Source organism: Williamsia sp. 1135 (assembly GCF_002095395.1).
GTDB lineage: Bacteria > Actinomycetota > Actinomycetes > Mycobacteriales > Mycobacteriaceae > Williamsia.
In genome coordinates this window covers 1-25,257 of the sequence record NZ_MJEI01000086.1, presented here as the reverse complement: position 1 = coordinate 25,257, position 25,257 = coordinate 1, and the positions used below count along the sequence as shown (strand labels likewise).

General features: G+C 64.8%; 23 protein-coding genes and 1 pseudogene. 9 read left to right on the top strand and 15 right to left on the bottom strand.

The annotated features are described in order from the left end of the window. Positions 1-3 precede the first annotated feature (3 nt). Complete coding sequence (locus BFL43_RS10860) at positions 4-765, bottom strand: decaprenylphospho-beta-D-erythro-pentofuranosid-2-ulose 2-reductase (RefSeq protein WP_084892561.1); 762 nt, start codon at positions 763-765, stop codon at positions 4-6. A gap of 49 nt (positions 766-814) precedes the next feature. Continuing rightward, on the bottom strand, positions 815-2,236 hold the full coding sequence (locus BFL43_RS10855) for an FAD-binding oxidoreductase (RefSeq protein ID WP_084892560.1): 1,422 nt from the start codon (positions 2,234-2,236) through the stop codon (positions 815-817). 124 nt (positions 2,237-2,360) lie between these two features. Here BFL43_RS10855 and BFL43_RS10850 point away from each other — a divergent pair. Next, a pseudogene (locus BFL43_RS10850) lies at positions 2,361-3,202 on the top strand (SDR family oxidoreductase). Here BFL43_RS10850 and BFL43_RS10845 read toward each other — a convergent pair. Beyond that, positions 3,153-4,688 carry an NAD(P)/FAD-dependent oxidoreductase gene (locus BFL43_RS10845; protein ID WP_084892600.1) on the bottom strand — a complete coding sequence of 512 codons (1,536 nt, stop codon included), beginning with the start codon at positions 4,686-4,688 and terminating at the stop codon, positions 3,153-3,155. The pseudogene BFL43_RS10850 and the gene BFL43_RS10845 overlap by 50 nt on opposite strands. A 159-nt stretch (positions 4,689-4,847) precedes the next feature. On the opposite strand from BFL43_RS10845, the gene BFL43_RS10840 reads away from it, so the two are divergent. Beyond that, positions 4,848-5,285, top strand: coding sequence for a DUF4259 domain-containing protein (locus BFL43_RS10840; RefSeq protein ID WP_168176603.1), 438 nt, complete (start codon positions 4,848-4,850; stop codon positions 5,283-5,285). Between the two features lie 99 nt (positions 5,286-5,384). Here the strand turns inward: BFL43_RS10840 and BFL43_RS10835 are convergent, their stop codons facing one another. Further along, complete coding sequence (locus tag BFL43_RS10835; protein WP_084892558.1) at positions 5,385-6,347, bottom strand: LLM class F420-dependent oxidoreductase; 963 nt, start codon at positions 6,345-6,347, stop codon at positions 5,385-5,387. 145 nt (positions 6,348-6,492) lie between these two features. Between BFL43_RS10835 and BFL43_RS10830 the strand changes: the two genes are divergently transcribed. The 3 genes from BFL43_RS10830 to BFL43_RS10820 are packed head-to-tail and all read left to right on the top strand — an operon-like array spanning position 6,493 to position 9,698. Then, positions 6,493-7,875, top strand: a complete 1,383-nt coding sequence (locus BFL43_RS10830) for a wax ester/triacylglycerol synthase family O-acyltransferase (protein ID WP_084892557.1) — start codon at positions 6,493-6,495, stop codon at positions 7,873-7,875. Positions 7,876-7,878: 3 nt separating this feature from the next. Next, a complete protein-coding gene (locus tag BFL43_RS10825; RefSeq protein WP_084892556.1) occupies positions 7,879-8,928 on the top strand; it encodes a methylenetetrahydrofolate reductase in 1,050 nt (349 codons plus the stop codon). Further along, positions 8,925-9,698 carry a class I SAM-dependent methyltransferase gene (locus tag BFL43_RS10820; protein ID WP_084892555.1) on the top strand — a complete coding sequence of 258 codons (774 nt, stop codon included), beginning with the start codon at positions 8,925-8,927 and terminating at the stop codon, positions 9,696-9,698. The genes BFL43_RS10825 and BFL43_RS10820 overlap by 4 nt, the downstream gene beginning before the upstream one ends. Here the strand turns inward: BFL43_RS10820 and BFL43_RS10815 are convergent. From BFL43_RS10815 to BFL43_RS10800, 4 genes are all read right to left on the bottom strand, one after another. Continuing rightward, a complete protein-coding gene (locus tag BFL43_RS10815; protein ID WP_084892554.1) occupies positions 9,688-10,965 on the bottom strand; it encodes a SidA/IucD/PvdA family monooxygenase in 1,278 nt (425 codons plus the stop codon). The two genes, BFL43_RS10820 and BFL43_RS10815, sit on opposite strands and share 11 nt — an antisense overlap. 51 nt (positions 10,966-11,016) lie before the next feature. Further along, a complete protein-coding gene (locus BFL43_RS10810; protein WP_084892553.1) occupies positions 11,017-11,826 on the bottom strand; it encodes a GNAT family N-acyltransferase in 810 nt (269 codons plus the stop codon). Further along, complete coding sequence (locus BFL43_RS10805; protein ID WP_346425960.1) at positions 11,792-13,372, bottom strand: MFS transporter; 1,581 nt, start codon at positions 13,370-13,372, stop codon at positions 11,792-11,794. The genes BFL43_RS10810 and BFL43_RS10805 overlap by 35 nt, the downstream gene beginning before the upstream one ends. A 408-nt stretch (positions 13,373-13,780) precedes the next feature. After that, positions 13,781-14,974 carry a lipase family protein gene (locus BFL43_RS10800; protein ID WP_240498194.1) on the bottom strand — a complete coding sequence of 398 codons (1,194 nt, stop codon included), beginning with the start codon at positions 14,972-14,974 and terminating at the stop codon, positions 13,781-13,783. A 129-nt stretch (positions 14,975-15,103) separates the two neighbouring features. Here BFL43_RS10800 and BFL43_RS10795 point away from each other — a divergent pair, with 129 nt between their 5' ends. Then, a complete protein-coding gene (locus BFL43_RS10795; RefSeq protein ID WP_084836412.1) occupies positions 15,104-15,535 on the top strand; it encodes a GtrA family protein in 432 nt (143 codons plus the stop codon). 103 nt (positions 15,536-15,638) lie between these two features. On the opposite strand, the gene BFL43_RS10790 is transcribed toward BFL43_RS10795, so the two are convergent. Continuing rightward, positions 15,639-16,289 (bottom strand): DUF4352 domain-containing protein, encoded by a 651-nt coding sequence (locus BFL43_RS10790; protein ID WP_084892597.1) that lies wholly within the window; start codon positions 16,287-16,289, stop codon positions 15,639-15,641. A gap of 174 nt (positions 16,290-16,463) precedes the next feature. Here BFL43_RS10790 and BFL43_RS10785 point away from each other — a divergent pair, with 174 nt between their 5' ends. Both BFL43_RS10785 and BFL43_RS10780 read left to right on the top strand, forming a co-directional pair. Continuing rightward, positions 16,464-17,675: a histidine kinase gene (locus BFL43_RS10785; RefSeq protein WP_240498193.1), complete on the top strand. Its 1,212-nt coding sequence runs from the start codon at positions 16,464-16,466 to the stop codon at positions 17,673-17,675. 45 nt (positions 17,676-17,720) lie between these two features. After that, a complete protein-coding gene (locus BFL43_RS10780) occupies positions 17,721-18,374 on the top strand; it encodes a response regulator transcription factor (RefSeq protein WP_084892552.1) in 654 nt (217 codons plus the stop codon). Positions 18,375-18,443: 69 nt separating this feature from the next. Here BFL43_RS10780 and BFL43_RS10775 read toward each other — a convergent pair whose 3' ends face one another. The 6 genes from BFL43_RS10775 to BFL43_RS10750 all read right to left on the bottom strand — a co-directional run bounded on the left by BFL43_RS10775 (position 18,444) and on the right by BFL43_RS10750 (position 23,860). Beyond that, entirely contained in the window at positions 18,444-19,322 is an 879-nt protein-coding gene (locus BFL43_RS10775) for an LLM class flavin-dependent oxidoreductase (RefSeq protein ID WP_084892551.1), read from the bottom strand. A gap of 105 nt (positions 19,323-19,427) precedes the next feature. Further along, on the bottom strand, positions 19,428-20,663 hold the full coding sequence (locus BFL43_RS10770; protein ID WP_084892550.1) for a M23 family metallopeptidase: 1,236 nt from the start codon (positions 20,661-20,663) through the stop codon (positions 19,428-19,430). A gap of 44 nt (positions 20,664-20,707) precedes the next feature. After that, positions 20,708-21,610 (bottom strand): glycosyltransferase family 2 protein, encoded by a 903-nt coding sequence (locus tag BFL43_RS10765; protein WP_084892595.1) that lies wholly within the window; start codon positions 21,608-21,610, stop codon positions 20,708-20,710. A 16-nt stretch (positions 21,611-21,626) separates the two neighbouring features. After that, the gene (locus tag BFL43_RS10760; RefSeq protein WP_084836451.1) at positions 21,627-22,424 is read right to left on the bottom strand and encodes an ABC transporter ATP-binding protein; all 798 of its coding nucleotides are present in this window, start codon (positions 22,422-22,424) and stop codon (positions 21,627-21,629) included. A gap of 4 nt (positions 22,425-22,428) precedes the next feature. Further along, complete coding sequence (locus BFL43_RS10755; RefSeq protein ID WP_084892549.1) at positions 22,429-23,292, bottom strand: ABC transporter permease; 864 nt, start codon at positions 23,290-23,292, stop codon at positions 22,429-22,431. 31 nt (positions 23,293-23,323) lie between these two features. Then, a complete protein-coding gene (locus BFL43_RS10750) occupies positions 23,324-23,860 on the bottom strand; it encodes a bacterial proteasome activator family protein (protein WP_084892548.1) in 537 nt (178 codons plus the stop codon). Between the two features lie 89 nt (positions 23,861-23,949). Between BFL43_RS10750 and BFL43_RS10745 the strand changes: the two genes are divergently transcribed. Continuing rightward, positions 23,950-25,146 (top strand): cysteine desulfurase-like protein, encoded by a 1,197-nt coding sequence (locus tag BFL43_RS10745; protein WP_084892547.1) that lies wholly within the window; start codon positions 23,950-23,952, stop codon positions 25,144-25,146. The last annotated feature ends 111 nt before the right edge of the window (positions 25,147-25,257 follow it).

The window sequence follows — 25,257 nt, the reverse complement described above, 5'->3', positions numbered from 1 at the left end:
GGATCAGATGGGCAGTTTGCGGAAGATCGGCCGCGGGATGTGGCGGAGGATGATCATCACGAACCGGAAGGGACCCGGAGCCCAGACGAGCTCTCTGCCCTTGTCGGCCGACGCCACGGCGAGCTTGGCCACGTCTTCTTTGTTGACCGTCAGCGGCGCTTCTTTCACATGCGCCGACAGCCGGGTGCGCACCATGCCCGGCCGGATGACGAGGACGCGGATGTTGTACTCGCGCAGCGCCTCCCCGAGCCCGAGGTAGAAACCGTCGAGGCCGGCCTTGGACGACCCGTAGACAAAGTTGCTGCGTCGCACACGCTCGCCGGCCACCGAGCTCATCGCGATGATCTGGCCGTGGCCCTGCTCGCGCATCTTCTCGCCGAGGAGCACCCCGACGGAGACCGCTGCGGTGTAGTTGATGTTGGCGGTGAACACGGCCTTGCGCTGGTCTTGCCACACCTCTTCGTCGACGCCCTGGACACCGAAGGCCACGATCGCGACGTCGATGTCACCGCCGGCGAACGCCTGGGCGATCACCGCCGGGTGGGTGTCGGGTGCGAGGGCATCGAAGTCGATGCGCTCGACGGTGGAAGCGCCTGCCGCCTTGATCGACTCGACCGCAGCGTCCCCGGCGGGGTCGCCGGGCACGGTGGCCAGGACCACCCGCATCGGGCCCTTCTTGAGGTACTCCGACGTGATCGCGAGCCCGATCTCCGAGCTACCGCCGAGAACGAGGATCGACTTGGGTACGCCTACGGCGTTGATCATGAATGTTCCTGTCGTTGAGAAGAATTCGTGGATGACTGCCGGGCGGAACTCAGTCGAGTTCGAGCCGGCGCGCCATGTCGGAGATGAAGACTCCGGTAGGGTCGATCTTGCGGCGGGTGGCGATCCACGAGTCGATCTGTGGGTACATCGCGTGGAAGTTCTGCGCGGAGGTGCGGGAATCCTTCGCGGTGTAGAGGCGTCCACCCATCGCCATCACCCTGCGGTCGAGCTCGTTGAGGTACTCGCCGAGGCCGCGCTTGACGGGGAAGTCGAGACACACGTTCCAGCCCCGGAACGGGAAGCTCAGTGGCGCTTGGTTTCCCTCGCCGAAGAGCTTGATGACGTTGAGGAAGCTCACGTGGCCCGACGCCTGGACATCGGCGATGATCTTCTTGAACTCATCCTCGTTGCCGGTGGGCACGATGAATTGGTACTGGGTGAAACCGCCGGTCCGTCCGTACGCCCGATTCCACTCTCCGAAGATGTCGAGGATGTGGTAGAACTGCGCCAAATTCTTTACCTGACCGGTCTTGTTCGACCCCATCCGATAGTAGGCCTCACCGACGATCGAGAAGTCGAACTTGTTGGCCAGCCCGTTGGGGAAGATGTCCGGGAACGTCACCAGCGGTTTGCCGTTGAACTTCAGCGGCTCCTTCTGGAGCTTGGCGGGCAGTTCGTCGAGACGGGCGAGGTTGCCGCGGCTGAACGATCCTCGGCCCAGCTTCGGCGGCTTGCTGATCGAGTCGAACCAGCCCGAGGCGTACTCGTAGCCGTCTTCGAAGCCGTCTTCGAGGTGTAGCGCGATGGTCTCGTCGAGGCTATTCGTGGTGGCGGTGTCGGCGATGAAGTAGGCGCTCTCGGTCCGCTTCATCTGCACTTTGGCGCGCAGGATGATGCCGGTCAGGCCGATCCCGGCGACCGTCGCCCAGAAGAGCTCGCCTGCGGGGTCGTCGGAGCTGCCCCCTGGGGTGAGTGTGAGGATGCGCCCGTCGGCCACCAGCAGCGTGATCTCGAGCACATGCTGTCCGAATGTGCCGGCGCTGTGATGATTCTTGCCGTGGATGTCGTGGGCGATGGCACCGCCGATGGTGACCTGCCGGGTACCCGGGAGCACCGGCACCCACAGCCCGAAGGGTAGAGCGACGGCCATGAGTTCGTCGAGGGAGACACCGGCGTCCAGATCGACGACCCCGGTGGCGTCGTCGATCGAGTGGATCCGCTTGAGCATCGTCATGTCGATGGTCAGACCACCGATGTTCTGCGCGGACTCGTTGTAGGAGCGTCCCAGCCCGCGGGCAATGACGCCACGGCGAAGGTAAGACGGCTTGTCGGCGTTTGCGTCCGCGACCTGCGCGAGCGCCTTGGCGATCACCTCGACATCGGGTGTCGCCAGCACGTGACCCTCGATCGGCGTCGTGCGGCTCCAGCCGACGAGCTTGCGGGTTTCAATGGGCAATTCAGCGGTAGACATCGGAGCAGAGCCTACCGCTCCGGAGACGAAGCGAAGCGGAGCTCGACCCTTATGGGAGACGAAGCGAAGCGGAGCTGGACCTGGCTGCTCGCGATATGACAACGAGCGGTGTAAGAATCCCCTTATGACCTCACGATCTGTGTTCATCACCGGAGCGGCCGCCACACCGACCTGACCTTCGCGCGCAGGGGCTACTCCATCGGCGCCTACGACATCGACGAGGCGGGACTGGCGACCCTGGCCGACGAGGTGAAGGGTCTGGGTACCCAGATCGTCACCGGCCATCTCGACGTCACCGATGCCGAAGAGTTCACCGCCCGTCTGGACGAGTTCGCCGCGGCCAACGGCGGTCGGCTCGATGTGTTGATCAACAACGCGGGCATCCTGCTGGCCGGCGCCTTCGAAGAGATCCCGCTGGCGGCCCAGCACAAACAGATCGACATCAACATCAAGGGCGTCACAAACGGTTGCCATAGCGCGTATCGCCACCTCAAGGCCACGCCGGGCTCGGTGGTCGTCAACATCGCATCCGCCTCGGCGATCTACGGCCAGGCCGAGCTGGCCAGTTACAGCGCCACCAAGTTCTACGTGCGCGGGCTGACCGAGGCCCTCGACATCGAGTGGGGCCCGCAGGGCATCCGGGTCGTGGCGATGTGGCCGCTGTTCGTCCAGACCGCGATGACGGCGAACGTCTCCACCGGCACCACAAACTCACTCGGCATCAAGCTCGGGCCGCAGGATGTGGCCGACGCGATCGTGGCCGCGGTCGAGGAGAACAGGGTCGACAAGCTCATCCACCGGGTCCACTACGCCGTCGGCAATCAGACGCGGGCGATGTCGCTGGGCGCGCGGTTCTCGCCTGCCTGGCTGACCCGGGTGGTCAACAAGAAGCTCGCACAGCCGCACTTACAGGCGATCAGACCGCGAGCACGGCCGATGCGGCGTTGTGGCCGGGAATGCCGCTGACCCCGCCGCCTCGCCGTGCTCCGGCGCCTGCGATCAGCAGCCTCCGATGCCGGGTCTCGACACCCCAGGTGCCGACCTCGGCTGCGGTCTCGGCCCAAGGCCACTGCAGTGGCCGATGGAAGATGTTTCCACCGGGCAGTCCCACGGCGTCCTGGAGTTCGAGCGGTGATTTCGCCTCGATGCAGGGGGCGCCCGTCGAATCGGTCGCGATGACATCCGCGATGGGTTCGGCGAGCACGGAATCGAGTGCCGCGAGGGTCGCCGCGACTGCTTCGTCCTTGGCGCCCTGTCGGCTGAAGACGCCGGGCGGCATGTGCAGGCCGAAAAGGGTGAGCGTGTGCATACCGGTGAGTTCTGGGCCGAGAATGCTGGGGTCGGAGAGGGTGTGGCAGTAGATCTCGCTGGGTGGCAGCGACGGGATCTGCCCGCGTGCGGCTTCCTGATACGCCTGCGCGAGTGCGGCGAAGCCTTCGTGGATGTGGAACGTGCCCGAGAAGGCGACATCCGGTGGCGTCGCGGTGTCGCGTAGTCGGGGGAGCCTGCGCAGCAGCACATTGATCTTGAGCTGGGCCCCTTCCGGCGCGGCGCTCGTGCCCAGCGGCTCGTCGAGTAGTCCATCGAGAACGGCTGGGGCGCAAGCACCCAGAATGTATTCGGCGGCTGCGAACCCGTCCCGCCACCCGACGCGGCCGGAGTCCGGGTCGATGTCCGTGACCTCGACCCCGGTGCGGATCTCGGCGCCTGCTGCCACTGCCGCGGCGGCGAGCGCCTCGGACACCGCGCCCATCCCGCCGACCGGCACGTCCCAGTCTCCGGTGCCTCCGCCGATCAGGTGGTAGAGCAGGCAGATATTCTGACGCAGCGACGTCTCGTGCATGTCCGCGAACGTTCCGATCAGGCCGTCGGTGGCCACGATTCCGCGCACGATGTCGTCGGAGAAGGTGTCGGCGAGGATCTCTCCTGCCGGCTGCGACGTCAGCCGCCTCCACAGATCCCTGGCGCCGCGATCACCTCCGGCGATGGACGCCATCTCGTCGGCACCGACAAGCGGCCTCAGCATGGTCGGGAAGACGCCTTCGGCGATCGTCGTCATCGAACCGTAAAACCTCTGCCAAGCAGTGAAGTCCGCATCAGACCCGGTCGCGGCGCGAAAGGATGCTGCGGTCACGGAGTCATCGGCGGTGTCGACGAGCAAACCGCGGGTGGGATCTCCCGGGAGTGGGGTGTACGACGAATACCGTCGCCGGATCAGCGTGATGTCGAGGCCGAGATCGGTGATGATCTGCCGTGGCATCAGGGACACCAGGTACGAGTACCGCGACAGCCGGGCGTCCATACCGGGGAACGGCCTCGCCGACACCGTCGCACCCCCGAGGTGATCGGACCGCTCCAGCACCAGCACCCTGCGTCCCGCCCGCGCCAGATAGGCCGCGGCGGTGAGCCCGTTGTGGCCCGCGCCGATCACGATGTCGTCATAGGACTGCATGGTGATCATGATGCCGTCATCGCTGCGGCAATGTTGGGCTACCAATGCCGCGATGTTCATTCTTGTTCTATTCGCGTTTATTTACGAACGTCACGTTCATTGATTGCGGTGGCGTATCGTATTTGTGGAATGCATTGTGCCGATTTGGAGGATTGCCGAATGAGTACCTGGGGAATCGGGGCTTTCGACAACGATGACGCTGCCCAGTGGGCGGCGAAGTTCGACGCATCCTCATCTGTCGAGCGCGTGAACGTGGTGCGGAACGCACTGCGAGTCGTTTTGGACCGTGATCACACCGCCGAGGAATTCGCGGCTGTCGCTGCTGCGACAACGGTCGCGTCGAGTCTGCCGGGTGGGCCTCTGCTGGCCCCCGACTACGGTCCGGACCGTCACCTGATCGAGCAGTTCCGGGCGTCCGATGACCTGCCTGACCTCGCAGTTCGCGCATTGAACCGAATCAAGGGTGCGAAGTCGGAGTGGTCGGGTCTGTGGAACCGAGCAGGTTCACTCGACGACGCGGTAGCGGTGATCGATGCCATCATCGACGAACTCGAGCTGCGGACGGTACTGCCGGAGTACGTCGCGCTCAGTGCTTGATCCCGCCAGCTCGAAAGTTTGACCTGCCGGGTATCTGACGTCGGAGCCTGAGATAGTTTCGTGATATACGCCTTCGTAGTGCGGAAGGCGTATCTCGGATCACAGACCGCGCAATTTTTCGAGTAGCGGTTCGGCGGCTTTGGCCAGGAATTCGTCCTGACTGTCGCCGCCGATTTGAACCAGCGCGACGTCGGTGAAGCCCGCATCGAGAAAAGGTCTGACGCTCTCGGCCAGTTCGTCGAGATCCGGCCCGCAGGCGATCGAAGACTCCACGTCCTCAGGGCGGACGAACTGCGTTGCCCCGGCGAATGACGCGGTCGTCGGCAGGTCGGCGTTGACCGACCAGCCTCCGGCGAACCAGCGGAACTGATCGTGCGCGCGGGCGACCGCCGTCTTCTTGTCGGTGCCCCAGCAGATGGGGATCTGGCCGATCTTGCGCGAGGGACCCTCGTGATGGTCATCCCACTGCGAGACCAGTGAACCCTTCGGATCGGTGGCGATCAGATGATCGCCCAACGGTGCGAGTTGCTTGACGGACTTTTCGCCCGACACCGCGATGCCGATGGGGATCCCTCCGTCTGGTAGATCCCAGATGCGTGATGAGTCGACGCGAAAGTGGTTGCCGCTGTAGGTGACCAGGTCCCCGGAATGCAGAGCCCGGATGACCTCGACAGCCTCGACGAACATGTCGTGACGTTCATCGACCGACGGCCACCCCTGGCCCACGGTGTGCTCGTTCAGGTTCTCTCCCGACCCGAGACCGAGAATGAAGCGACCGTCCGCGAGGAGTTGTATCGTCGCGGCCTTCTGGGCGACCACTGCGGGGTGATACCGGATGGTCGGCGCGGTCACGTATGTGGCGAGTTCGACGCGCTCGGTGGCGTGGGCAACTGCGCCCAACACGCTCCAGGCGTACGGGGCATGACCCTGGGAGACCAGCCACGGCGAGTAGTGATCACTCATGACCTCGAAGTCGAAGCCGGACTTCTCGGCAGCCGTGGCATACCGGACGAGATCCTTGGGTCCGCTCTGTTCCGTCATCAATGTGTATCCGAAGCGCATGTCGAGAGGAGTTCCCCGTCGGTGCCCACCCAAACCATGTGAATCCGATGCCACCCGGCCACCGCGAGGCAAAGCTTGTAACGTGTGTCACATTGCTTCGAGACACGGGCATCCCTGCACCGACGAGAACCCCACAGGAGTGCGCATGCCGTATATGCCGATCACCGAATCGATGTTCTTGCTGGCCGAATCGCGAGAGCATCCGATGCACGTCGGGGGTTTACAGCTGTTCGAACCGGCGGAGGGTTCGGATGATCTCGGTGAGCAGATGTTCGAGGCATTCCAGGCTCAGACCGAGGTGCACAAGCTCTTCCGTAAACGCCCCGCCTCGCCCGTGGGGTTGATGGGCACCGTGCGGTGGAGCTACGACTCCGACGTCGACTTCGAGTATCACGTGCGACGCACGGTGCTTCCGCGTCCCGGCAGGGTCAGGGAACTCCTCCGCTATGTCTCCGCGAACCACGGCGCGATGCTGGATCGGCATCGGCCGATGTGGGAGCTCCATCTGATCGAGGGTCTGGCCGACGGGCGCATCGCGCTGTACACCAAGATCCACCACTCGCTGGTCGACGGGGTGTCCGCGCTGAAGCTGCTCGAGAAGACCCTGTCTCCGGACGCTGCGGCTCGATCCGGCCGCGCCCCTTGGGATCCGGAGCTGTTCCTCAGGCGACCCAGGCTGGAGTCCGCAACCGACGAGGCGTCGCGGAGCATCCTCTCGGAGGGCTGGAAGATCGCCGGCGAGCTTGCCGGTTTCGCGCCCGCCACCGCCCGGGTCGGGATCCGGGCCGTGCGTGATCACAATCTGAAATTGCCGCTGCAGGCGCCGCGCACCATGTTCAACGTGCCGATCGGCGGGGCCCGTCGGTTTGCTGCCGAGCAGTGGTCGGCGACGCGATTGAAGGCGGTCGCCGCGGGACTCGACATCACGATGAACGACGTGGTGATGGCGATGTGCGCAGGTGCGCTGCGCTCTTACCTCATCGATCAGAACGCGCTGCCGGAGCAGCCGTTGATCGCGATGATGCCGGTGTCGATGCACGCCAAGGACAGCGATTCGTCAGAGGGCAACGCCGTGACCGCGATCCTGGCGAATCTGGCCACAGATCAGCCCGACCCCGAACGCAGACTCGCAACTCTCGTCGATTCGACGCGATCGAGCAAACAGGTCATCCGTGAACTCAGCCCGTTGCAGGCGCTAGGCTTCGGCGCCATGGTCGCAGCACCGCTGGCACTGTCGACAGTCCCCGGTTTTGTCCGCTACACCCCACCACCGTTCAACGTCATCATCTCGAATGTTCCTGGTCCGCAGAAGGACATGTACTGGAACGGCGCCAAACTCGACGGCGTGTACCCCGCGTCGATCGCGCTGGACGGTCAGGCGCTGAACATCACAGTGGCCACGAACGGCGACAAGGTGAACTTCGGGCTCACCGGTGCTCGTGCCGAGGTACCGAGCCTGCAGCGACTGCTGACCCACCTCGACACGGCTCTGGAGGAGCTCGAGAAGCTCTGCGACACCGGCGCTTAGTAGATGACCGGCCCCCGGCTGTTCGTCGAGTATCCAGCTCGACCCGATCCGGATTGTCCGAAACGGATGGTGTTCGGGCCGTGCGGTGGGATCCGCGATGATCGCTCCTGCGAGATCGATGCGCGGCCGTGTCCATTCGGGCACAACACGCAACCGGTGCAATGGCAAGGCGGGCAACCCGGCAGGAATTCAGCCGGTGAATTGCTGCGGGCCGCCGAGGCCGGTCCGGTGATCCTCACCGATCTGTCGGTGGCCGCGTTCGACCGCGGCAACCTCGAGGAGGTCGCGAAGATCGTCGGCGCATCGAGCGATTCCGTGCTGGTCGGTGAGCATCAGAATCGACCTGACTTCCCGCCGACGGTCATGGCCCAGATGATCGCAGGCGTCGGGGGCCGCCCGTGGATCACCCTGACCTGCCGAGACCGCAACAGGGTGGTCCTCGAGCAGGAGCTGATGGGTCTGCGACAGGCCGGTGCCGATGGTGTCTTCTGCGTGACAGGCGACGGACGCGCCCAGGGTGTGCGACCCGATGTCACGCAGGTGTTCGATTTGGACGGGACCAGGCTGACGGCCCTTGCCGCGCAAGCGGGATTGTCCGTCGGGGTGCCGGAGGCCCCCCAGGCGGAACCGACCGCGATCCGGCCGGGACGACTGCTGCAGAAGCAGCGCGCCGGGGCCGGTCTCGCGGTGCTCAATCATGTGGGAACAGTTGCCGCACTGAGGGAGTTCGTGTCGACTGCGCGGGCGGCGGGCGTCACGATACCCATCATCGCGGGCGTTGCGGTGTACACGGACGAACGGTCTGCCCGGGTGCTGGCAGCGTTTCCGGGTCTGCATCTGGACCCCACGGAAATCGCGCGCGTGGTCACTTCCGACGATCCACGCTCCATGGGTATCGAGACCGCGGTACAGGAGGCGGCCGACCTGCTCTCGGTTCCGGGCGTCGCCGGGGTCAACCTCTCCGGACTCGCCTCGGGCAGCGGGGAGATACCGGCGGCGCACGTCAAAGCAGAAGTCGCGGAGCGGATTCGAGAGAGGATGAGCGCGCGATGAGCGATTCGGGTATCGAGGGTCCTGACGCGATGGACGACGAGTTCGACACCATGCCGCGATGGACGGTGGAGGCCATCGAGTCGCTCGGTGCCTCACACGCCATTCCGGCGGCCTGCCGGGGCAGTGGCAATCCGGCGGCGCTGACCTGGCTGGCCGACATGATGAACCTCGGCGAGACGACAGAACTGGTCGACGTGGGTGCGGGAATGGGTGGCGCCGCCGAGTACGCCGCGCTCACCCGCGGAACGAGTGTGCTGCTCGTCGAACCGATGCTCGGCGCCTGCCGCGCGGCGACGCAGTTGTTCGGTCGGGCGACGGTTGCGGCCTCGGGAACCGATCTGCCGTTGGCCGACGGCGGGGTCGACGCGGTGTGGTCGCTGGGAGTGCTGTGTTCGAGTGCAGATCAACTCCGGATGCTCGAGGAGATGCGGCGGGTGACCCGGCCCGGTGGAGCGGTCGGTCTGTTGGTCTACATCAAGACGGTGGCCGATCTACCGGAACAGCCCGATGGCAACGAGTTTCCTACGCGGGGTGAACTCATCGACCTGGTACGCCGCGCGGGCCTGCATGTCGGCGAGATCGCCGATCTACCCGACTTCGACGGGCCGCCGCAGGTCTGGCAGCAGCAGGCACAGGCGGTCGACGACCTGGTTGCCCGGGAGCACCGCGACGACCGGAGGTGGCAGGTCGCCGACACCCAGCAATCGACGATGGGTCACCTGATCGGCGACGGACTGGTCCTCGGGATGTTGCTGTCGCTCACACCCTGAGATCGCCGACGATCGATTCGACGATGTCGGCAGATCGGATCGCCAGGTTCGACAGCAGCGTCGCGGTGAGTCCGTGCGAGTGCTCCACACCGCCGTTCAAATAGACGTTGCCCTCGTGGTCAGTGGGCCGCCGGATGCGATAGTCCCGCGCGACCTGGGGTAGTCCAGAGTCGTCGAAGCAGTATTCCTGCTCGGGTTCGGCCAGCAGCTCACGCAGGTCGATCGAACGAAATCCCGTGGCGTACACCACCGCATCCGCAGTGATGGTCTGGGTGGTGGTGGTCGGGAGATGGTTGATCGTGACCCGGACGCCGTCGCTGGTCTCTTCGGTCTTCTCCGAATCCAGCCGCGAGGCACCGTGGATGAACAACCGGCGGTCACCCTGCACCTTCTCCTGGTATTCGCGGGCATACAACTCGGCGATGACCTCGGAGTCGACGGCGGAGTAATTGGTGCTCCGGTGATAGTCCAGCAACCGCTCACGGACCTCGATGGAGGCCTCGTGGAAGTCGTCGACCGCCTCGGGGTCGAATACCCGGTTCGCGTAGGGGCTGTCGTCAGCGGGTGTGTACCCGTACTTGCCGAAGACCGCATGCACCTCGGCCTCGGGGTAGGCGTCGTGCAGGTACGAGGTGATCTCTGCGGCGCTCTGCCCCGCGCCGACGACCACGAATCGTTGATGGGTCAGTTCGGGGAGCTCTTTGAGCTTCCCCAGCAGACCATGGCTGTGCCACTGCCGAACCGACGGTGAGACCTGTTCGGGCAGAACAGCACTGATCCCGCCACCCACCACCACGTTGCGCGCGCGGACGGTGCGCTCGGATCCTGACTCGTCTCTGGTGTGCACGAGGAACTCGTCGCCGACGGCTTCGACCCGGGTCACCGAGGTTTTGTAGGTGACCTTGTCCTCGACCTGCCCGGCCGCCCAGCCCAGGTAGTCGGAGAACTCTGCGCGCGATGGGAAGAACGTCTGGTGGTTGATGAAGTCGACCAGCCGGCCCCGCGTGCACAGGTAGTTGATGAAGGTGAAGCGGCTTTGTGGGTTTCGTAGGGTGACAAGGTCTTTGAGGAAAGAGACCTGCATCTGCGCGCCCGGGAGCAGCATGTCAGGATGCCACGCGAATGAGTCCTTGTTGTCGTAGAAGTGCGCGCGAAGGGGTTCCGCGGGGTGGGTCTCGTTGTGCTCGGCGACGGTGATGGCCAGGGCAAGATTGCTGGGGCCGAAACCGATCCCGACGAGGTCTACGGGTGAAGTGTCAAGCGACATGCTGTTCAGCCCTTCGGAGAGGAACGCGGGTGGGTGTGCGATACCTGTCGGTCAGCGGGCCAGTGCTGCCTCGGTCATTCGTTGCAGATAGCGGTGATTGAGTCTCGACCGGGTCATCAGGATGACGAAGTCGGCCATGTCGAAGTCCGAATCGTAGGAGGGCGGACCACACACGGCGCCGCCGATTCGCATGCACCCCTGCACCATCGGCGGGATCTTGACGCCACGTCCCGGATTGGCGATGTCGTCGAGGCCCCGACCGTCGACGTCGACGGGATTTTTCGGTATCACACGCAGCTCGGGATCGGCCATGTTGAGGTCGAACGCGAAGTCCCGGACCCTGCGGACCAGTGATCCGCGGGGACCGCCGTCTTCCATCCGGACCGACGCGCAGCCGATGGCGTACTCGTAGCCGTTGATTTCCTGGTATTTGAGGACGCCGGCCCAGAGCAGGCCCATCACGGCGCCGCTGCGGTGCTCGGAATGCACTGCAGCGCGTCCCAATTCGAACAGCGTCGGACGCGCCGCATCAAGGCCTTCGCCGAACTCGAAGATCGTGTCGGTGAAGTAGCCGCCTGCTGCCTTGGCGCCCTGCGGGGGTAGCAGGCGGAAGGTGCCGACCACCTCGCCCGTGGACTCCGCGCGGGCCACCATGTGATCGCAGTGAACGTCGAGATGATCGATGTCGATCATCTCGCCGGTGTGTTCACCGCGCACCGCGTTGGGCAGGGTGGCACCCATCTCGTCGGCGAACAGCTTGTAGCGCAACCGTTCCGCCTGTTCGATGTCGAAGGGGTCGGTGGTCAGACTGATGGAGTACCCGTTCTCAGTGGCTGCGGGAATGAGCGGGGTGATCGTCATGGAGTTCCTCTCCTTCTGGGACTGCTGCGGTTGTGGATCGGTGGCGATCGGCACGGATGAGGCCGTAGACGATGAAGGTGAACACCGTCGCGGCGGTCGCTGCCGCGAGCACTGCCGCCTGTAGTCCTGCCGCGGATGAGTCGCGGACCAGTCGGGTGATCTCGGGCAGTGCGGCGGTGTACTGGTCCGGGATGAACGAGAGGATCTGTAGGCCGGCGCCGGAACCCAGACCGTCGGTGATGGCGGCCGACTCTGCGGGCGGGACGTCGACCGGGACGCCCCCGACCGTCAGTGACCCCAGATCGTCCCGCGCACTTGCGGTTGCGAAGTGGGTGAACAAGGCTCCCATCCCCGCGATCCCGATGACGGTGCCGATCTGCCTCGCCGTGCTGACGACACCGGTCGCCATCCCGGCATCGGCTTCGCGGACGAACGTCAGGGCTGCGTCCGAAGCGATGGCGCTCATCATCCCGACACCCAGGCCGGCGACGACCATCCCCGTGATGAAGTGCGTCCACCCGGTCTCGGCGGAGATGCCCGTCATGGCCCATAGTCCCGCCGCGATGAGCGCGGTCGAGAGCGGCACCACCTGGTGCATCGGCAGCTTGCGCGTGATGATCATCCCCACCGGCGCCCCGACCACACACGCGATCGTCAGCGGCAGTGCCCGGACCCCGGCCTCGAACGGGGTGAACTCCAACGTGTTCATGAAATACAGGGCCAGGTAATTGGTTGCGGCGATCAGGGTGCCGGACGTGATGAACGCCGCGAGTGAGACCCCCGCGAATCCCGGCCTGCGCACCACTGACAGGTCCATCAGCGGATCACTCACCCGCAGTTCCCACAGCACGAACGCGATGGCGAAGAGCGCGGCGAGGGCAAACAGTCCGAGGATCAGCGGCGAGGTCCAGCCTTTGGCGTTCCCTTCGATGATTGCGTACACGGCGGTCACCAAGGTGATGCTCAGGGTGACGGTGCCCAGGATGTCCACCCGGCGGGTCGTGTCGCCGAGTGATTCCTCGACCCGCAGGAGCGCGACCACCAGCGCAATCGCGCCGATCGGGATGTTCACGAAGAAGATCGACGGCCAGCCGAACGCGTCCACGAGTGCGCCGCCGAGCAGAGGTCCGGCGGCGCTGCCCGCGCCCATCACCGCCCCGTAGATGGCGATCGCGGTGGAGCGTCTCTTTCCTGCGGGGTAGACGGCCGCGATCATCGGCAGCGAGACACCCAGCATGATCGCACCGCCGAGGCCCTGCACCACGCGAACCGCGTCCAGGGTGGTGATGTTGCCGGCCAGCGCGCAACCGATGGAGGCGGCCACGAAGAGCGTCAGACCACTGACGTACATTCGCTTGCGGCCCAGGCGATCTCCGAGAGTCGCTGCGGTGAGCAGGAACGCCGCCATGGGTAGGGCGTAACCGTCCACCACCCATTGCAGACCACTGAGGTCTGCCGACAAGTCGGACTGGATGTCGGCGAGCGCCGCCGAGACGATCGTCATGTCGAGGAGCAACATGAAAACGCCGAGGCACACCACGATCAAGGTGGTGCGGGCGTGTGGAGCTCGGGCGCCCAGCGCGGTGACGGGTGTGGTGTGTTCTGCGGCGCGGTGACTCACCGGCCGCTCGTTCCCGCGGGATTAGCCGCTCGGTCATCAAGCGTACGGTCGCAGATCTCGATGAAATCGGTCAATTCGGCCACCCCCCACTTGATTTGGCATCTTCTCGCACGGTGCGTGCTTTGTGGTGCTAGAAATATCCGGTCCCGAGGCATTCGAAACCCTCGAGATTTCAGATGGGTCGCCGGCAGAAGTCGGCGTTAATTACTTACCGGTCATTTGTACGACTTCACTGCCCACCCGTGTGAACTGGGACGATGACAAACGACTTCCGATACGGAAGGATCGAAACCCACACAATAAAAGTTGATTCTTTCGGTATTTCCCAGGAATTCAACGCATGATCGTGTTCATGAAACGGGTGGCGTCGACGACAGACCTCGCCATCGTCGTGAAGTGGTCGTCTTCCGGGTAGACGTGGACTTCCACCGGTTCGCGGTTGACCGTCATCTCGGCGATCAAAGATGCGGGGAACGGGATGGGCACATCGATGTCGAGCAGCCCGTGACCCAGGAAGACCGGCCGGTCGTAACCGGTCGCGGGCGTCTCCATGTGCCGGCGGAGGACGCCGTAGGCATCGGGCAGCGATGACACCGGCTTCACGAACGCCTCCCGCAGGTCGCGGCCGGCCATGAGGTTCTTGAACGGGGTCATGCACATCGTCTCTGCGGTGTCGACGAGTTGGCGGCCGAGCGGGGTGAGCAGCCCGTCGACGTCGAGATCTCTCCGTGCGTCCCGCAGGCCGGCCACGATGTACATCGCGTAGGTGGTCAGACCGGCGGGGAGTATCACCGGCGGAAACCCGGGTCCGCCGAACTGCACGAGCCATTCGATGTTCGCGGGGGTCCCCGTTCCTATGACGCCGCGGTAGTCGAGGCCAGATCCGGCATCGAGTTCGGTGGCACGCCTGCCCGCGTTCAGCGCCGCTCCGGCACCCTGGGACTGACCGGTGATCGCGTACTTCGGCGACAGCGGCAGCCCCATCTGATGGACGGCCTTGACCGAGTCGATGACCGAACTCGCCTGCACCTGTGAGTTCAGGTAGCTCATCAACCCGGGTGTTCCCTGGCCCGAGTAGTCGGTGCCCACGATCGCATAGCCCTGGGTCAGCCAGTGCTCGATCAGCGTCAACACGCGCGATCCGAGTCGGTTCGCCGATGGTGTGCAGTCGTCGCCGAGTCCGACGGTGCCGTGGGCCCACGCGATGACCGGCCAGCCCCCTGGCGGAGCCTGACCCAGGGGGACGTAGACGAAAGCGGTACTGGTCGCGCGATCGGAGTGTTGATTCGGCGTCGAATACAGGATCCGGAAAGCGTCCCCGACCGGGGCCTGCACCAACTCGGGATCCAGTGGCACCGATCGGATCAAGGTGCCGGGCACATCGGGGATCGGTCCGTTGTACTGCCGGGCATCGAGCCCGGACCACCGCGGCTGATCGTCGACGTTGGGTGCGGGCGCGGCCAGGGCTGTGACAGGCACCGTCAGCAGCAACATCGCCAGTGCGAGAACGAGAAGCCGGGCACCCACATCTCGACGGTAGGCGATCGAAGCACCGTACGTGAGGCATCCGAGTGTAGAAGCTAGGGTGTCGGGGTGTCAGATGAGCCGGTGGAGCAACGCCGAACGCATGAGCAGTTCGGATCGGCCCATGCGCCGATGCCGATCGAATTGCCGCTCGACGATCAAGAGGCCTCCACCGACGTCGACCTGAAGACCCAGCTCATCCGGTTCGTCATCACCGGCGCCGGTTCAGGCATTCTCGACTTCGGTCTCACGCTGCTGCTGCAGTACGTCTTCGGCGCCCCCGAGTGGGCCGCCAAGGCGGTCGGTTTCGTCTGCGGAACCACGATGGCCTACCTCATCAACCGGCGCTGGACGTTCCGTGCGGAGCCGAGCGCTGCCCGCTTCTTCGCTGTCGCATTGCTCTACCTGGTGACGTTTGCGGTGCAGGTCGGCATCTACACGGGCCTGTCTCGGCTCTGGGACGAGCAGATCCACTGGAGCCTGCTCGCCTTTGTGATCGCCCAGGGAACCGCGACGGTCATCAACTTCGTGGTCCAGCGGGCGGTCATCTTCAAGATCCGGTAGTCCGATTTTGGTGGGTTCTGGCGAGGGCGACCTGGCGGAGACGAAGCCGGAGGCGAAGCTCGACCAGTGTGTCGGGTCGCCAGAACCCACCACTTTTGGGCTGTCAGAGGGTGTTGACCCACGCGAGTCGGTCGGATGAAAGGGAGAACGTGTCCTCGAACAGGACGACGTAGGTCCCCGCCGGTGAGCCTTGCCGCGAGTCGAAGCAGACATCGCCTGCGGTCTGCCCGCCGGGGGCGATCTCGCCGGAGTTCAGCGGCTCCCGTTCCGGGGCGAAGGTCGCATCGCGGATGGTCCCCGTCGCGTCCTGCAGGCTCCAGTCGATGTAGCTGTTGAAGTCGTTCTGCTTGTCGCCGACGTTCTTGATGGTGACCGTGCTGCAGAGGTAATTGCCGAACGTGGTGTTGACGGGAGTCAGTGGCGCGACGGTGTATTCGAGGTCGTCGCGGGTGATGGTGTCGCCGCCGAGTGCCACGGTGTCGTCGTCGAGTTTGCCGGGGAACTCGGGTCCGGTGGCCTCGGGGGCAGCGCTTCCGGCCTGCGATGTCTGCGATGCCTTGGTGACGTTGGTGTCGCTGTCCCCGCCCACGCTGGGGGCGACGATCGCGGTGCAGGCTCCGATGAGAAGTACCGGGACTCCGATGACGATCCACGGCCAGACCTTGCGCTTCTTCTTCGGCGGCGGCGGGTAGGGTCCGGCGCCATACGGCTGGTTGTAGGGCTGATGGTCTCCGGGCTGTCCTGGGTTTGTCATGGCGGATCCTCCTGTTTGCGAGGTGTTCGGGGTCGAGAAACAGCACATCGCAGACCGATACCCGGGCGCCTCGGCCGAACGGTCGGGCCGGGTCATCCTTTGGGCCGGAAGTTGCAGCGAGTCGGACCTTTCGACCGATCACGGACCGTCGGAGTCACCCCGTAGCCTCCAACCGTGACCGCAACTTCCGGGGAGATCGTCCGCCGCCGCCTCTGGACCACCGGAGCGGTGAGCTTGAGCGTGTTCGGCTCGCTCCTGGCGGTGTCGTTGACCCAGGCGTCGGAGACGATCCCGGACTGGAACTCGTGGGTCGGTTTCCTGCTCAACCTCGGGGCCGCGGCGACGCTCGTCTGGCGGCACCGCGCGCCGGCGGTGGTCGTGGCGGCCTGCGTGTGTGCGCCGTTGTTCTTCGCGACCGACGCGACTGCCGCGCTGATCGCGCTCTACGCACTTGCCCAGTCAGAACGCGGTGTGCGCCTGGTGGCCGGCACGATCGCGGTCTACCTCGCCTCGGCGGTCTCGCTGACGTACGACGCCCACCGCACCCGGGACAACTCGCTGCTCACGATCGGATCACCCCGGGCCGAAGACGGGATGCCCAAGCCGAGTTGGGACATCCCGTTGTGGATACCGTGGATCGTCGCGGCCGTGGTGGTCGGGATCGTCGTCACGGTTGCGCTCCTGCGACACACCCAGATACAGCTCGCCCGCGCCGAATTGAGCCGCGATCGGGCGACCAAGCAGACCGACGTGATGCGCGACGAGATGATCAGGACCGAAGAGCGGACCCGCATCGCCCGGGACATGCACGACACGCTGGCGGCGAGCCTGAGCCGTATCTCGTTGCTGGCGGGCGCGGTTCAGGTGGGTGGTACGGACAATCCGGAAAAGATCGTCACCAACGCGTCGATGATCCGATCGACCGCCCACGATGCGCTCGACGAACTCAAGAACATCGTCGGAGTGCTGCGCGGTTCGTCGTCGGCCGGGCGCAGTGGACACCAGGGGATCGACGGTGTCGCGGAGCTGGTGCAATCAGCCCGCGCCGCCGGACTGCACGCCACCCTGTTCACCGATCTGGCACCCGGATCGGTGGGCACCGTGGCAGGCCACGTGACCTATCGGGTGGTGCAGGAATCGCTCACCAACGCACAGAAATACGCGAATGATCAGACCGTCCGGATCGCGATCACCGGCGCCGACGTCCACGGCATCCGGATCAACGTCCGCAACACACTGAGCTCCCGGCCGCCCTCGGTTCCCGGCGGGTCGCGCGCCGGCCTGCCCGGCCTCGCGGAGCAGGCCCACAACATCGGTGGCACGTTCCAGGGTGGCGTTCTGGGCAACGAGTTCGTCCTGGATTGCTGGCTGCCCTGGTACGCCTGAAACCGCGCAGTCGGTGTCGGAGGGGCGGACTAGTCTGTTCCCACCATGACCGGAGCCAGCGTGATCACCGTGCTGATCGCCGACGACGATCCTTTTGTCCGGCGCGGGGTCTCGGACATCTTCGCCGCGACCGATGACATCACCGTCGTCGCTGACGTCGACGACGGTGATCAAGTCGTCGGCGCCGTCCACGTCCATCGGCCGCACGTGGTGCTGATGGATCTGAAGATGAAACGAACCGGCGGCCTCGAGGCGACCCGCCAGCTGATGACCTTCCCGGCGCCGCCCAGGGTGATCGCGATGACCGCGATGGATGTCGACGATCTTGTGGTGCAAGCAGTCTCGGCCGGCGCGTACAGTTTCCTCAGCAAGGACGAGCCGCCGGAGACCTTTCAGCAGTCGGTGCGGGCCGTGGCCGCCGGCAACACACTGTTCAGTCAGGAATCGCTGCGCCGGATCGTCGCGACCGGGTCGCCGCACATGCCTGCCCCGCGGGCAGATCTGTCCATGCTCAGTCCGCGCGAACTCGACGTCCTACGGGCCGTGGCCTGTGGGATGTCCAACGCGAACATCGCCGCCGAACTTTTTCTCAGCGAGACCACCGTCAAGACCCACATCTCTGCGGTCTTCACCAAACTCGGTACCCAGAATCGCGTGCAGGCGGCGCTCATCGCGTTCCGCGCAGGCCTGGTCAGCTAGCCCGATTTTGGTGGGTTCTGGCGAGGCCCACCTGGGGAAATGCTCACCAGAATCCACCAAGATCGGGTGTCAGCCGTTGACCTTGCTGATCACCGAGTCGGCGAACATGTTGAGGTTGTCGATCTTCTTCTGCAACGGCTCGGTGTCGTTGCCGATGATGTAGGGGATCCGAAAACCGACGATGACATCGGTGATCCCTTTGTCTTCCAGTCGCTTACAACCGTCGGGTGTGTAAGCGTCATAGGAGATGACGTGGATCTCGAAGGGGTCGTTGAGCTTTCCCTCGCCCTTACGGATGTCCTGGATCTTGTCGAGCAGGGCGTCGAGCTCTTCGGGCTGCCCACCGCCGTGCATCCAGCCGTCGCCGCGGATCACGGCTCGCTTCAATGCGAGGTCGGCGTGCCCGCCGACGAGCAGGGGGATCGGCTTGGTCGGTGCAGGTGTCATCTTGATCTTCGGGATGTCGTAGAACTCGCCGTGGAACTCGAAATACTCGCCGGTGCTCAATCCACGGATGATGTCCATGCACTCGTTCATCCGCTTGCCGCGCCGTTTGTAGTCGACGCCCATGATGTCGTAGTCCTCGGCCCACGGGCTGGTGCCGACCCCGAGGGCGAAACGGTTGTTCGTCAGCGTGGCCACGGACATCGCCTGTTTGGCGACGAGGGCCGGCGGGCGGATCGGCAGCTTGAGGACGAACGGGTTGAACCGGATCTTCTCGGTGACCGCACCCATGGCGGCCGCCATCACGAACGTCTCGATGAACGCCTTGTCCTCGAGGAACTCTCGGTTGCCGTCCTCGGTGTACGGATACGTCGAGTCGGATTCCTCGGGGTACGCGATGGAGTCGGGGATCGTGAATCCCTCGTACCCGGCCGCTTCTGCCGCCTTGGCCAGCGGCAGGTAGTAACTCGGATCGGTCATCGCCTCGGCGAAGGTGAACCGCATGCAGATCCTCCTAGATTCGTCCCGCGCGCGTCCATGGTCGAGCTCCGCTGCGCTTCGTCTCCACCCAGTAGAACACGTTCTAGTTTCGGGAGGGGAGCATATCGTTCACTTGCCCGCGGAGAAGGTCATCACGTCGTAGGTCATCGGCATCTCGTCTTTACGCTCCGGATCGGACACCGGTGGTCCGTAGGCGGGCGGGTTGCCGGTCGTGATCAGCGCCGCGATCGCGTCATCGCCCGCGACCACGTTGTCGAGGGTGAAGGAGTCGATGAGAAACGGCAAACCGTTGGACGCCAGCGGGTCCGGGCCGTCCATGACGTGGAGGTGGAGATGAGGCGCGTCGGTGTTGCCGGTATTACCGAGCAGGCCGATCTTGTCTCCCGTCTTGAGGTCCTGACCCACCTTGATCGCCGACATACTGCCCGGTTGCATATGGGCGTACAAGACATAGTGACCATTGCCGATGTCTTGGACGATGTGATTCCCGGCGTATTGGTCTACGGACAATCCAGTGGGCGTGACACTCGGGACCTGCTCATTCAGACCGTCTACGACCGCAACGACCTTGCCGTCGGCGACGGCGTAGATGTCGGTTCCGAAATAGGCGTAGCTCGAGGTCTGGGTGACGTCGCCGGTGAAGAGCCGACCCTCGGCATCGAGCTTCACGAAGTCGATCGCAAAGCGTTCTGGCGCATGATATTCCCCGTTCAGGGGGCTGACGGCCGTCCGGTGGGCGGTCATACCGCAGCATCCGTTGCCGTCCAGCCAGCCCGCTCCGTCCAGTGGTGGGGCGATCGTCACCGGCGTCTTGTCCTGGACCGGGGTGAGCGAGGACACGGTCATCGTCTTGGTCACCAGCGGCAGATCTTCCTGAGCGACCTCGACACTGATCTCATTCTCGATCTGGGTCGGGGTTTCCGCCTCCGCGGGGACGGAGGCGTCGATCCAGATGCGAGAGCCCTGGCCCGGCGTGAGTGTGGTGCTCAGCTCGGTCGCGCCGAACGGGCGCATCCATTGCCCGACCTCATCGCCCTGGAGCTCGACGAGCACCTCGTCCCCGGCCGACGCGGTCACTCCGGTGATCGTCGTCGGTTGGGACAGGGTGTTGGTCACCGTGAGCTCGTACGCCATATGGACCCGGTTATCGGTACCGAGTACCGGGATCGGGTCCGCGAGGGTCGACACGACCACCGCTGTGATCTTCGCGGGTGTCGTCTCGGTCATCGGCGGGGAGCCGGTGGACGAGGACGCGGAAGTGCTGTCGGACTCGGAATCAGAGCAAGAAGCAAGCGCCAGAGTGGCCACACACGCGATACCCAAGAGTTTGACGGTCGGTCTCATCGACCGAATCTAACGCGTCGCTGCAGGTCATGGACCTGTTTTGATCAAGGTCTTCCGAATCGCTCGCGTCTGCCGAGCGATTGCAGTCTGAGCCAGTCACGGAATCCGGCCACATCGCGTTGCTGGACAAGGAAATACCAGCCGAACCGGGCGTATTCCTGGGGCAGCAACTTTCGCATGCCGGGACGACTCATCAGGTACCCGCGATTGCGGTAGGTGAAGAACCGTTTGGTCTCGTTGTCCGGGTACTGGGTGTGCATCCGGCCGCCCAGGATGGGCCGGAATTCGTCCGCGCCGTCAGGGTGCAGGTATGCCGTCGTCAGGCAGGTGCCGAAATCCAGCCCGGAACGGACCAGTCGTCGGTGCATCTCGACCTCGTCGCCACGGACGAACAGACGCAGGTCCGGGACGCCGACCGCATCGATGGCGGCCGCGGAGAACAGCGCACCGTTCATCAACGAAGCGATTCCGGGCAGCAGCTCGGAGGCCTCGCCATCTTCGAAGAGTTCCGAACGCTTACGGCGCCAGACCAGGCCTCGCCGCAACGGGAAGGCGAGGGTGTTGGGATCGTTGATGTTGCAGACGACGGGGGAGACCTCGGAAAGGCCGTGCGAGACGGCGCATTCGAGCAAGATCCCGAGAACCTCTGGTCCCTCGGGCCTGCCGTCGTCGTCGGCGCACCACACCCAGTCCGCGCCCAGCGCGAGCGCGTGCAGCATGCCGAGCGCAAAACCTCCCGCGCCGCCGAGGTTGTGCTTCGAACCGATGTACGTGACGGGAACCGACTGCTCCGCAACCAATGTGGCAACCGCAGGGTCGTTGTCGTTGTCGACCACCACCAGATGATCGACCGGCCGCCCCTGTGAGGTGAGGATGGCCAGGGATTGGCGAAGGAGTTCGAGTCGTTTGTGGGTCACGACCACGGCGACGACGTGACCGTCAGCCATCCCTTTCGACCCGGCGTCAGCCATCCCGTTTGACCTCGGCCATGACCTCGCGCACGTGGCGTGCGGCGTCGGGTCCCTCGTACGCGTTCACGACTTCCTCGATACCGCCGTCCATGCGAATGGTGCCGTGATCGATCCACAGGGCCCGGTCGCACAGCTGTGCCAGGAACTCGTTCGAGTGGCTGGCGAACACCAGGATGCCCGACCGCTTCACCAGCTCCTCCAGCCGGACCCGGGCCTTCTTCATGAACTCGGCGTCGACGGCACCGATCCCCTCATCGAGAATCAGGATCTCGGGATCGATCGAGGTCACCACACCGAGTGCCACACGGACCCGCATACCGGTCGAGTAGGTGCGCAGCGGCATCGCCAGGTAGTCACCGAGTTCGGTGAACTCGGCGATGTCGTCCATCTTCTTGAGCATCTCGCGCCGGCTCATACCGAGGAACATGCCGCGGATGACGATGTTCTCGTAGCCGGAGATCTCCGGGTCCATGCCGACCCCGAGGTCGAACACGGGTGCCACGCGACCGCGGATGGAGCACGAACCCCGGGTCGGTTCGTAGATGCCCGAGAGCAGGCGCAGCAGCGTCGACTTGCCGGCCCCGTTGTGGCCCACCAGGCCGATCCGGTCGCCGTGTTCGAGATGCAGGTTGACCTGTTTGAGCGCCTCGACCACCACGACATTGGACTCGTTGGCGCCGATCACACCCCCGGCGCGGCCGAGCACCGACTTCTTGATGGACCGGGTTTTGGCGTCGAAGATGGGGAAATCGACGCAGGCATCCCAGGTATCGACTCGAACTGAACTCATGACCTCACACCCAATACGCAACGCGAGCACGGTAATTACGCAGAATCATCAACGCCAGGACCCAGCCGGCGATGGTGCACGCGATGACGATCAACCAGTGATAGAGCGCCACCGATTCGCCGAGCAACGGACCACGGGTGATCTCGAGGTAGTGGTACATCGGGTTGATCTGGACCAACTTGACGCGGCTGGAGTCGGCCCCGACGTTCTTCTCGAGATCGGTGGCACTCCAGATGATCGGCGTCATGAAGAAGACGAGTTGCACTGCAGTGGCCAGCAATTGACCGATGTCGCGGAATCTGGTGGACAGGATGCCGAACACGATCGAGACCCATACCGCGTTCAGGACCAGAAGCGCGATGCCGGGTAGCACCAGCACAACGGTCCAGGTCACCGGCTGCGGGAAGATGATCAGCAGTACCGCGTACAGCGGGATGTTGTGGGCGAAGATGATCAACTGCCGCCAGGTGAGGCGGTACACATGCACGCTCAGCGGGGCGGGGATCTGCTTGATCAGACCCTCGTTGGTGGTGAACAGCTCGGCACCTTCGAGGATCGACCCGGAGATGAAACCCCAGAAGATGAAGCCGAGCATGACGTACGGCAGGAAGCTGCTGATCTCGTTGCCGAACAGCTGGGAGTAGAGCAAGCCCATCGCGACGGCCGTGACCGCAGTGGCGATGGTGATCCACAGGGGCCCGAGCAGCGACCGGCGGTAGCGCTGCTTGATGTCCTGCCAGCCGAGGAGCAGCCAGAGTTCCGACTGTCGGAAACCCGACGACAGATCGCCGAAGGCCCTGCGAAAAGTCCGTGAATCGGACTCGGCCGGTGGCGGACGCACCGGCTCGGGATCGACAGCTGTTGACACGAGAGACGACCCTACCGCGACGACCGAGGTGTCAGAGATACTGCCCGGTGCCGGGGACCCCGTGCTGCCCGGGCTGACCACCGCCGAGTTGACCCGTCGGGAGCTGTCCCTGACGCATCTGCTCGAGCTGCGCGCGGGCCGCCATCTGCTGGGCGAACAGTGCGGTCTGGATGCCGTGGAACAAGCCTTCGAGCCAGCCGACGAGCTGGGCCTGGGCGATCCGGAGTTCGGCGTCGGTGGGCGTGACGTCGTCGGTGAACGGCAGCGCGAGCCGTTCGAGTTCCTCGCGCAGCTCGGGGGCGAGGCCGTCCTCGAGCTCGCGGATCGAGGAGCGGTGGATCTCCTTGAGTCGGACGCGGCTCGCCTCGTCGAGCGGAGCTGCCCGCACTTCTTCCAGCAGCTGCTTGATCATGGTCCCGATCCGCATGACCTTCGCGGGCTGCTCGACCATGTCGGCGACGCCCTGCTGTTCGTCGCTGCGGGCCTGTTCGGCCTCCGCGGACGGGACGACAACGATGCCCTCGTCGCCGGCGGAGAGGGAACCTTGGCTGAAAATATCGTCGACCATGCCTCCATTGTCCAGATGCGGCGGTTTCCGATCTGCGGCAGCCCCACAACCTGGGTGCGAGGTCGGAGTGACGGTCTAAGGTGGCTGCCATGGCTTATGACGTCGCACGGGTTCGGGGTCTGTTCCCGTCCCTCGGCGATGGTTGGATCCACCTCGATCCGCAGGCGGGCATGCAGATCCCGGATTCGGTGGCCACCACCGTGTCCAAGGCCTTTCGTGGGCTGGTCTCCGAGCCCGGCGGCATCTACCCGGCGGCGAAGCAGTCGGCGGGAATCATCGATGCGGCCCGGCAGGCAGTCGCGGACCTGGTGAACGCGGACCCCCGCGGCGTAGTGCTCGGACCATCGCGTGGACACCTGCTCAACGTGCTCGCGGAGTGTTTGAACACCCGCGTGTGGCTGGGGTCCGAGGTGGTGGTCAGTCGACTCGACGACGAGGCGAACGTGCTGCCGTGGCTGCGTGCCGCCGATCGGTTCGGGGCGAAGGTTCGCTGGGCCGAGGTCGACATCGAGAACGGGGAACTCCCGGTCTGGCAGTACGAGGGGTTGGTGAGCCGCTCGACCAGCGTCGTGGCGATGCCGCTGGCGTCGTCGACCATCGGCACCGTCGTCGACGTCGCGACCGCGGCAGCGACGGTCCACGCCGTCGACGGCCTCTTGGTGGTGGACGCGACGAGCGCAGCCGCCTACCTGTCGCTGGACATCGAGGAACTCGGCGCCGATGTGCTGGTGGTGAGCGCGTCTCGGTGGGGCGGCCCGTCGACCGCGGCATTGGTGTTCCGGAACCCCGAACTGCTGACGCGGGTGAGATCGATGTCACTCAAACCGGACGCCGAAGGACCGGAAAAGCTCGAGGTCGACGGACATCAGCACGCATTGCTGGCCGGGTTGGTGGCCTCGATCGAGCATCTGGCAGGTCTGGACGAATCCGCCACCGGCACCCGGCGTGAGCGCCTGGTCCAGTCGATGACGGGTCTGGCCGACTATTCGCAGCGCTTGCTCCAGTACCTGCTGCACTCGCTTCGTCAGCTGAACCTGGTATCCGTCGTCGGTGAAGCCGAGGCCCGGATCCCGGCGGTCAGCTTCACGGTTTCGGGTGTGACAGCGGACAAGGTGGTGCGACGGCTGGCCGACAACGGGATCTGTGCTCTCGCCGACGTCAACAGCCGGGTCCTCACCGGCATCGGGGTCGGCGACGTCGGTGGTGCCGTCACGATCGGCCTCGGTCCGTACACGACGCCGTATGAGGTCGACCAGCTCGTCCGGACCCTGGGTTCACTCGGCTAGACCGATTTCTCACCACTTTCGTCCCGTCGCGGTACCGCCGAGGGCATAACGGGCTGTTGCAATTTGAACGTAGTTGGCCGGTTCGGCGTCGGCTTGTCTAGCCGGTTTGTG

Excerpts from the sequence above, each read along its gene's own strand:
- BFL43_RS10835 (WP_084892558.1), bottom strand. The coding sequence starts at position 6,347 with ATGCGCTTCGGATACACATTGATGACGGAACAGAGCGGACCCAAGGAT.
- BFL43_RS10810 (WP_084892553.1), bottom strand. The coding sequence starts at position 11,826 with ATGACGATCACCCCGCTCATTCCCGCAGCCACTGAGAACGGGTACTCC.
- BFL43_RS10770 (WP_084892550.1), bottom strand. The coding sequence starts at position 20,663 with ATGAGACCGACCGTCAAACTCTTGGGTATCGCGTGTGTGGCCACTCTG.
- BFL43_RS10845 (WP_084892600.1), bottom strand. The coding sequence starts at position 4,688 with ATGCAGTCCTATGACGACATCGTGATCGGCGCGGGCCACAACGGGCTC.
- BFL43_RS10855 (WP_084892560.1), bottom strand. The coding sequence starts at position 2,236 with ATGTCTACCGCTGAATTGCCCATTGAAACCCGCAAGCTCGTCGGCTGG.
- BFL43_RS10840 (WP_168176603.1), top strand. The coding sequence starts at position 4,848 with ATGAGTACCTGGGGAATCGGGGCTTTCGACAACGATGACGCTGCCCAG.
- BFL43_RS10790 (WP_084892597.1), bottom strand. The coding sequence starts at position 16,289 with ATGACAAACCCAGGACAGCCCGGAGACCATCAGCCCTACAACCAGCCG.
- BFL43_RS10780 (WP_084892552.1), top strand. The coding sequence starts at position 17,721 with ATGACCGGAGCCAGCGTGATCACCGTGCTGATCGCCGACGACGATCCT.
- BFL43_RS10830 (WP_084892557.1), top strand. The coding sequence starts at position 6,493 with ATGCCGTATATGCCGATCACCGAATCGATGTTCTTGCTGGCCGAATCG.
- BFL43_RS10860 (WP_084892561.1), bottom strand. The coding sequence starts at position 765 with ATGATCAACGCCGTAGGCGTACCCAAGTCGATCCTCGTTCTCGGCGGT.
- BFL43_RS10775 (WP_084892551.1), bottom strand. The coding sequence starts at position 19,322 with ATGCGGTTCACCTTCGCCGAGGCGATGACCGATCCGAGTTACTACCTG.
- BFL43_RS10745 (WP_084892547.1), top strand. The coding sequence starts at position 23,950 with ATGGCTTATGACGTCGCACGGGTTCGGGGTCTGTTCCCGTCCCTCGGC.
- BFL43_RS10820 (WP_084892555.1), top strand. The coding sequence starts at position 8,925 with ATGAGCGATTCGGGTATCGAGGGTCCTGACGCGATGGACGACGAGTTC.
- BFL43_RS10760 (WP_084836451.1), bottom strand. The coding sequence starts at position 22,424 with ATGAGTTCAGTTCGAGTCGATACCTGGGATGCCTGCGTCGATTTCCCC.
- BFL43_RS10815 (WP_084892554.1), bottom strand. The coding sequence starts at position 10,965 with ATGTCGCTTGACACTTCACCCGTAGACCTCGTCGGGATCGGTTTCGGC.
- BFL43_RS10825 (WP_084892556.1), top strand. The coding sequence starts at position 7,879 with ATGACCGGCCCCCGGCTGTTCGTCGAGTATCCAGCTCGACCCGATCCG.
- BFL43_RS10750 (WP_084892548.1), bottom strand. The coding sequence starts at position 23,860 with ATGGTCGACGATATTTTCAGCCAAGGTTCCCTCTCCGCCGGCGACGAG.
- BFL43_RS10795 (WP_084836412.1), top strand. The coding sequence starts at position 15,104 with ATGCCGATCGAATTGCCGCTCGACGATCAAGAGGCCTCCACCGACGTC.
- BFL43_RS10765 (WP_084892595.1), bottom strand. The coding sequence starts at position 21,610 with ATGGCTGACGGTCACGTCGTCGCCGTGGTCGTGACCCACAAACGACTC.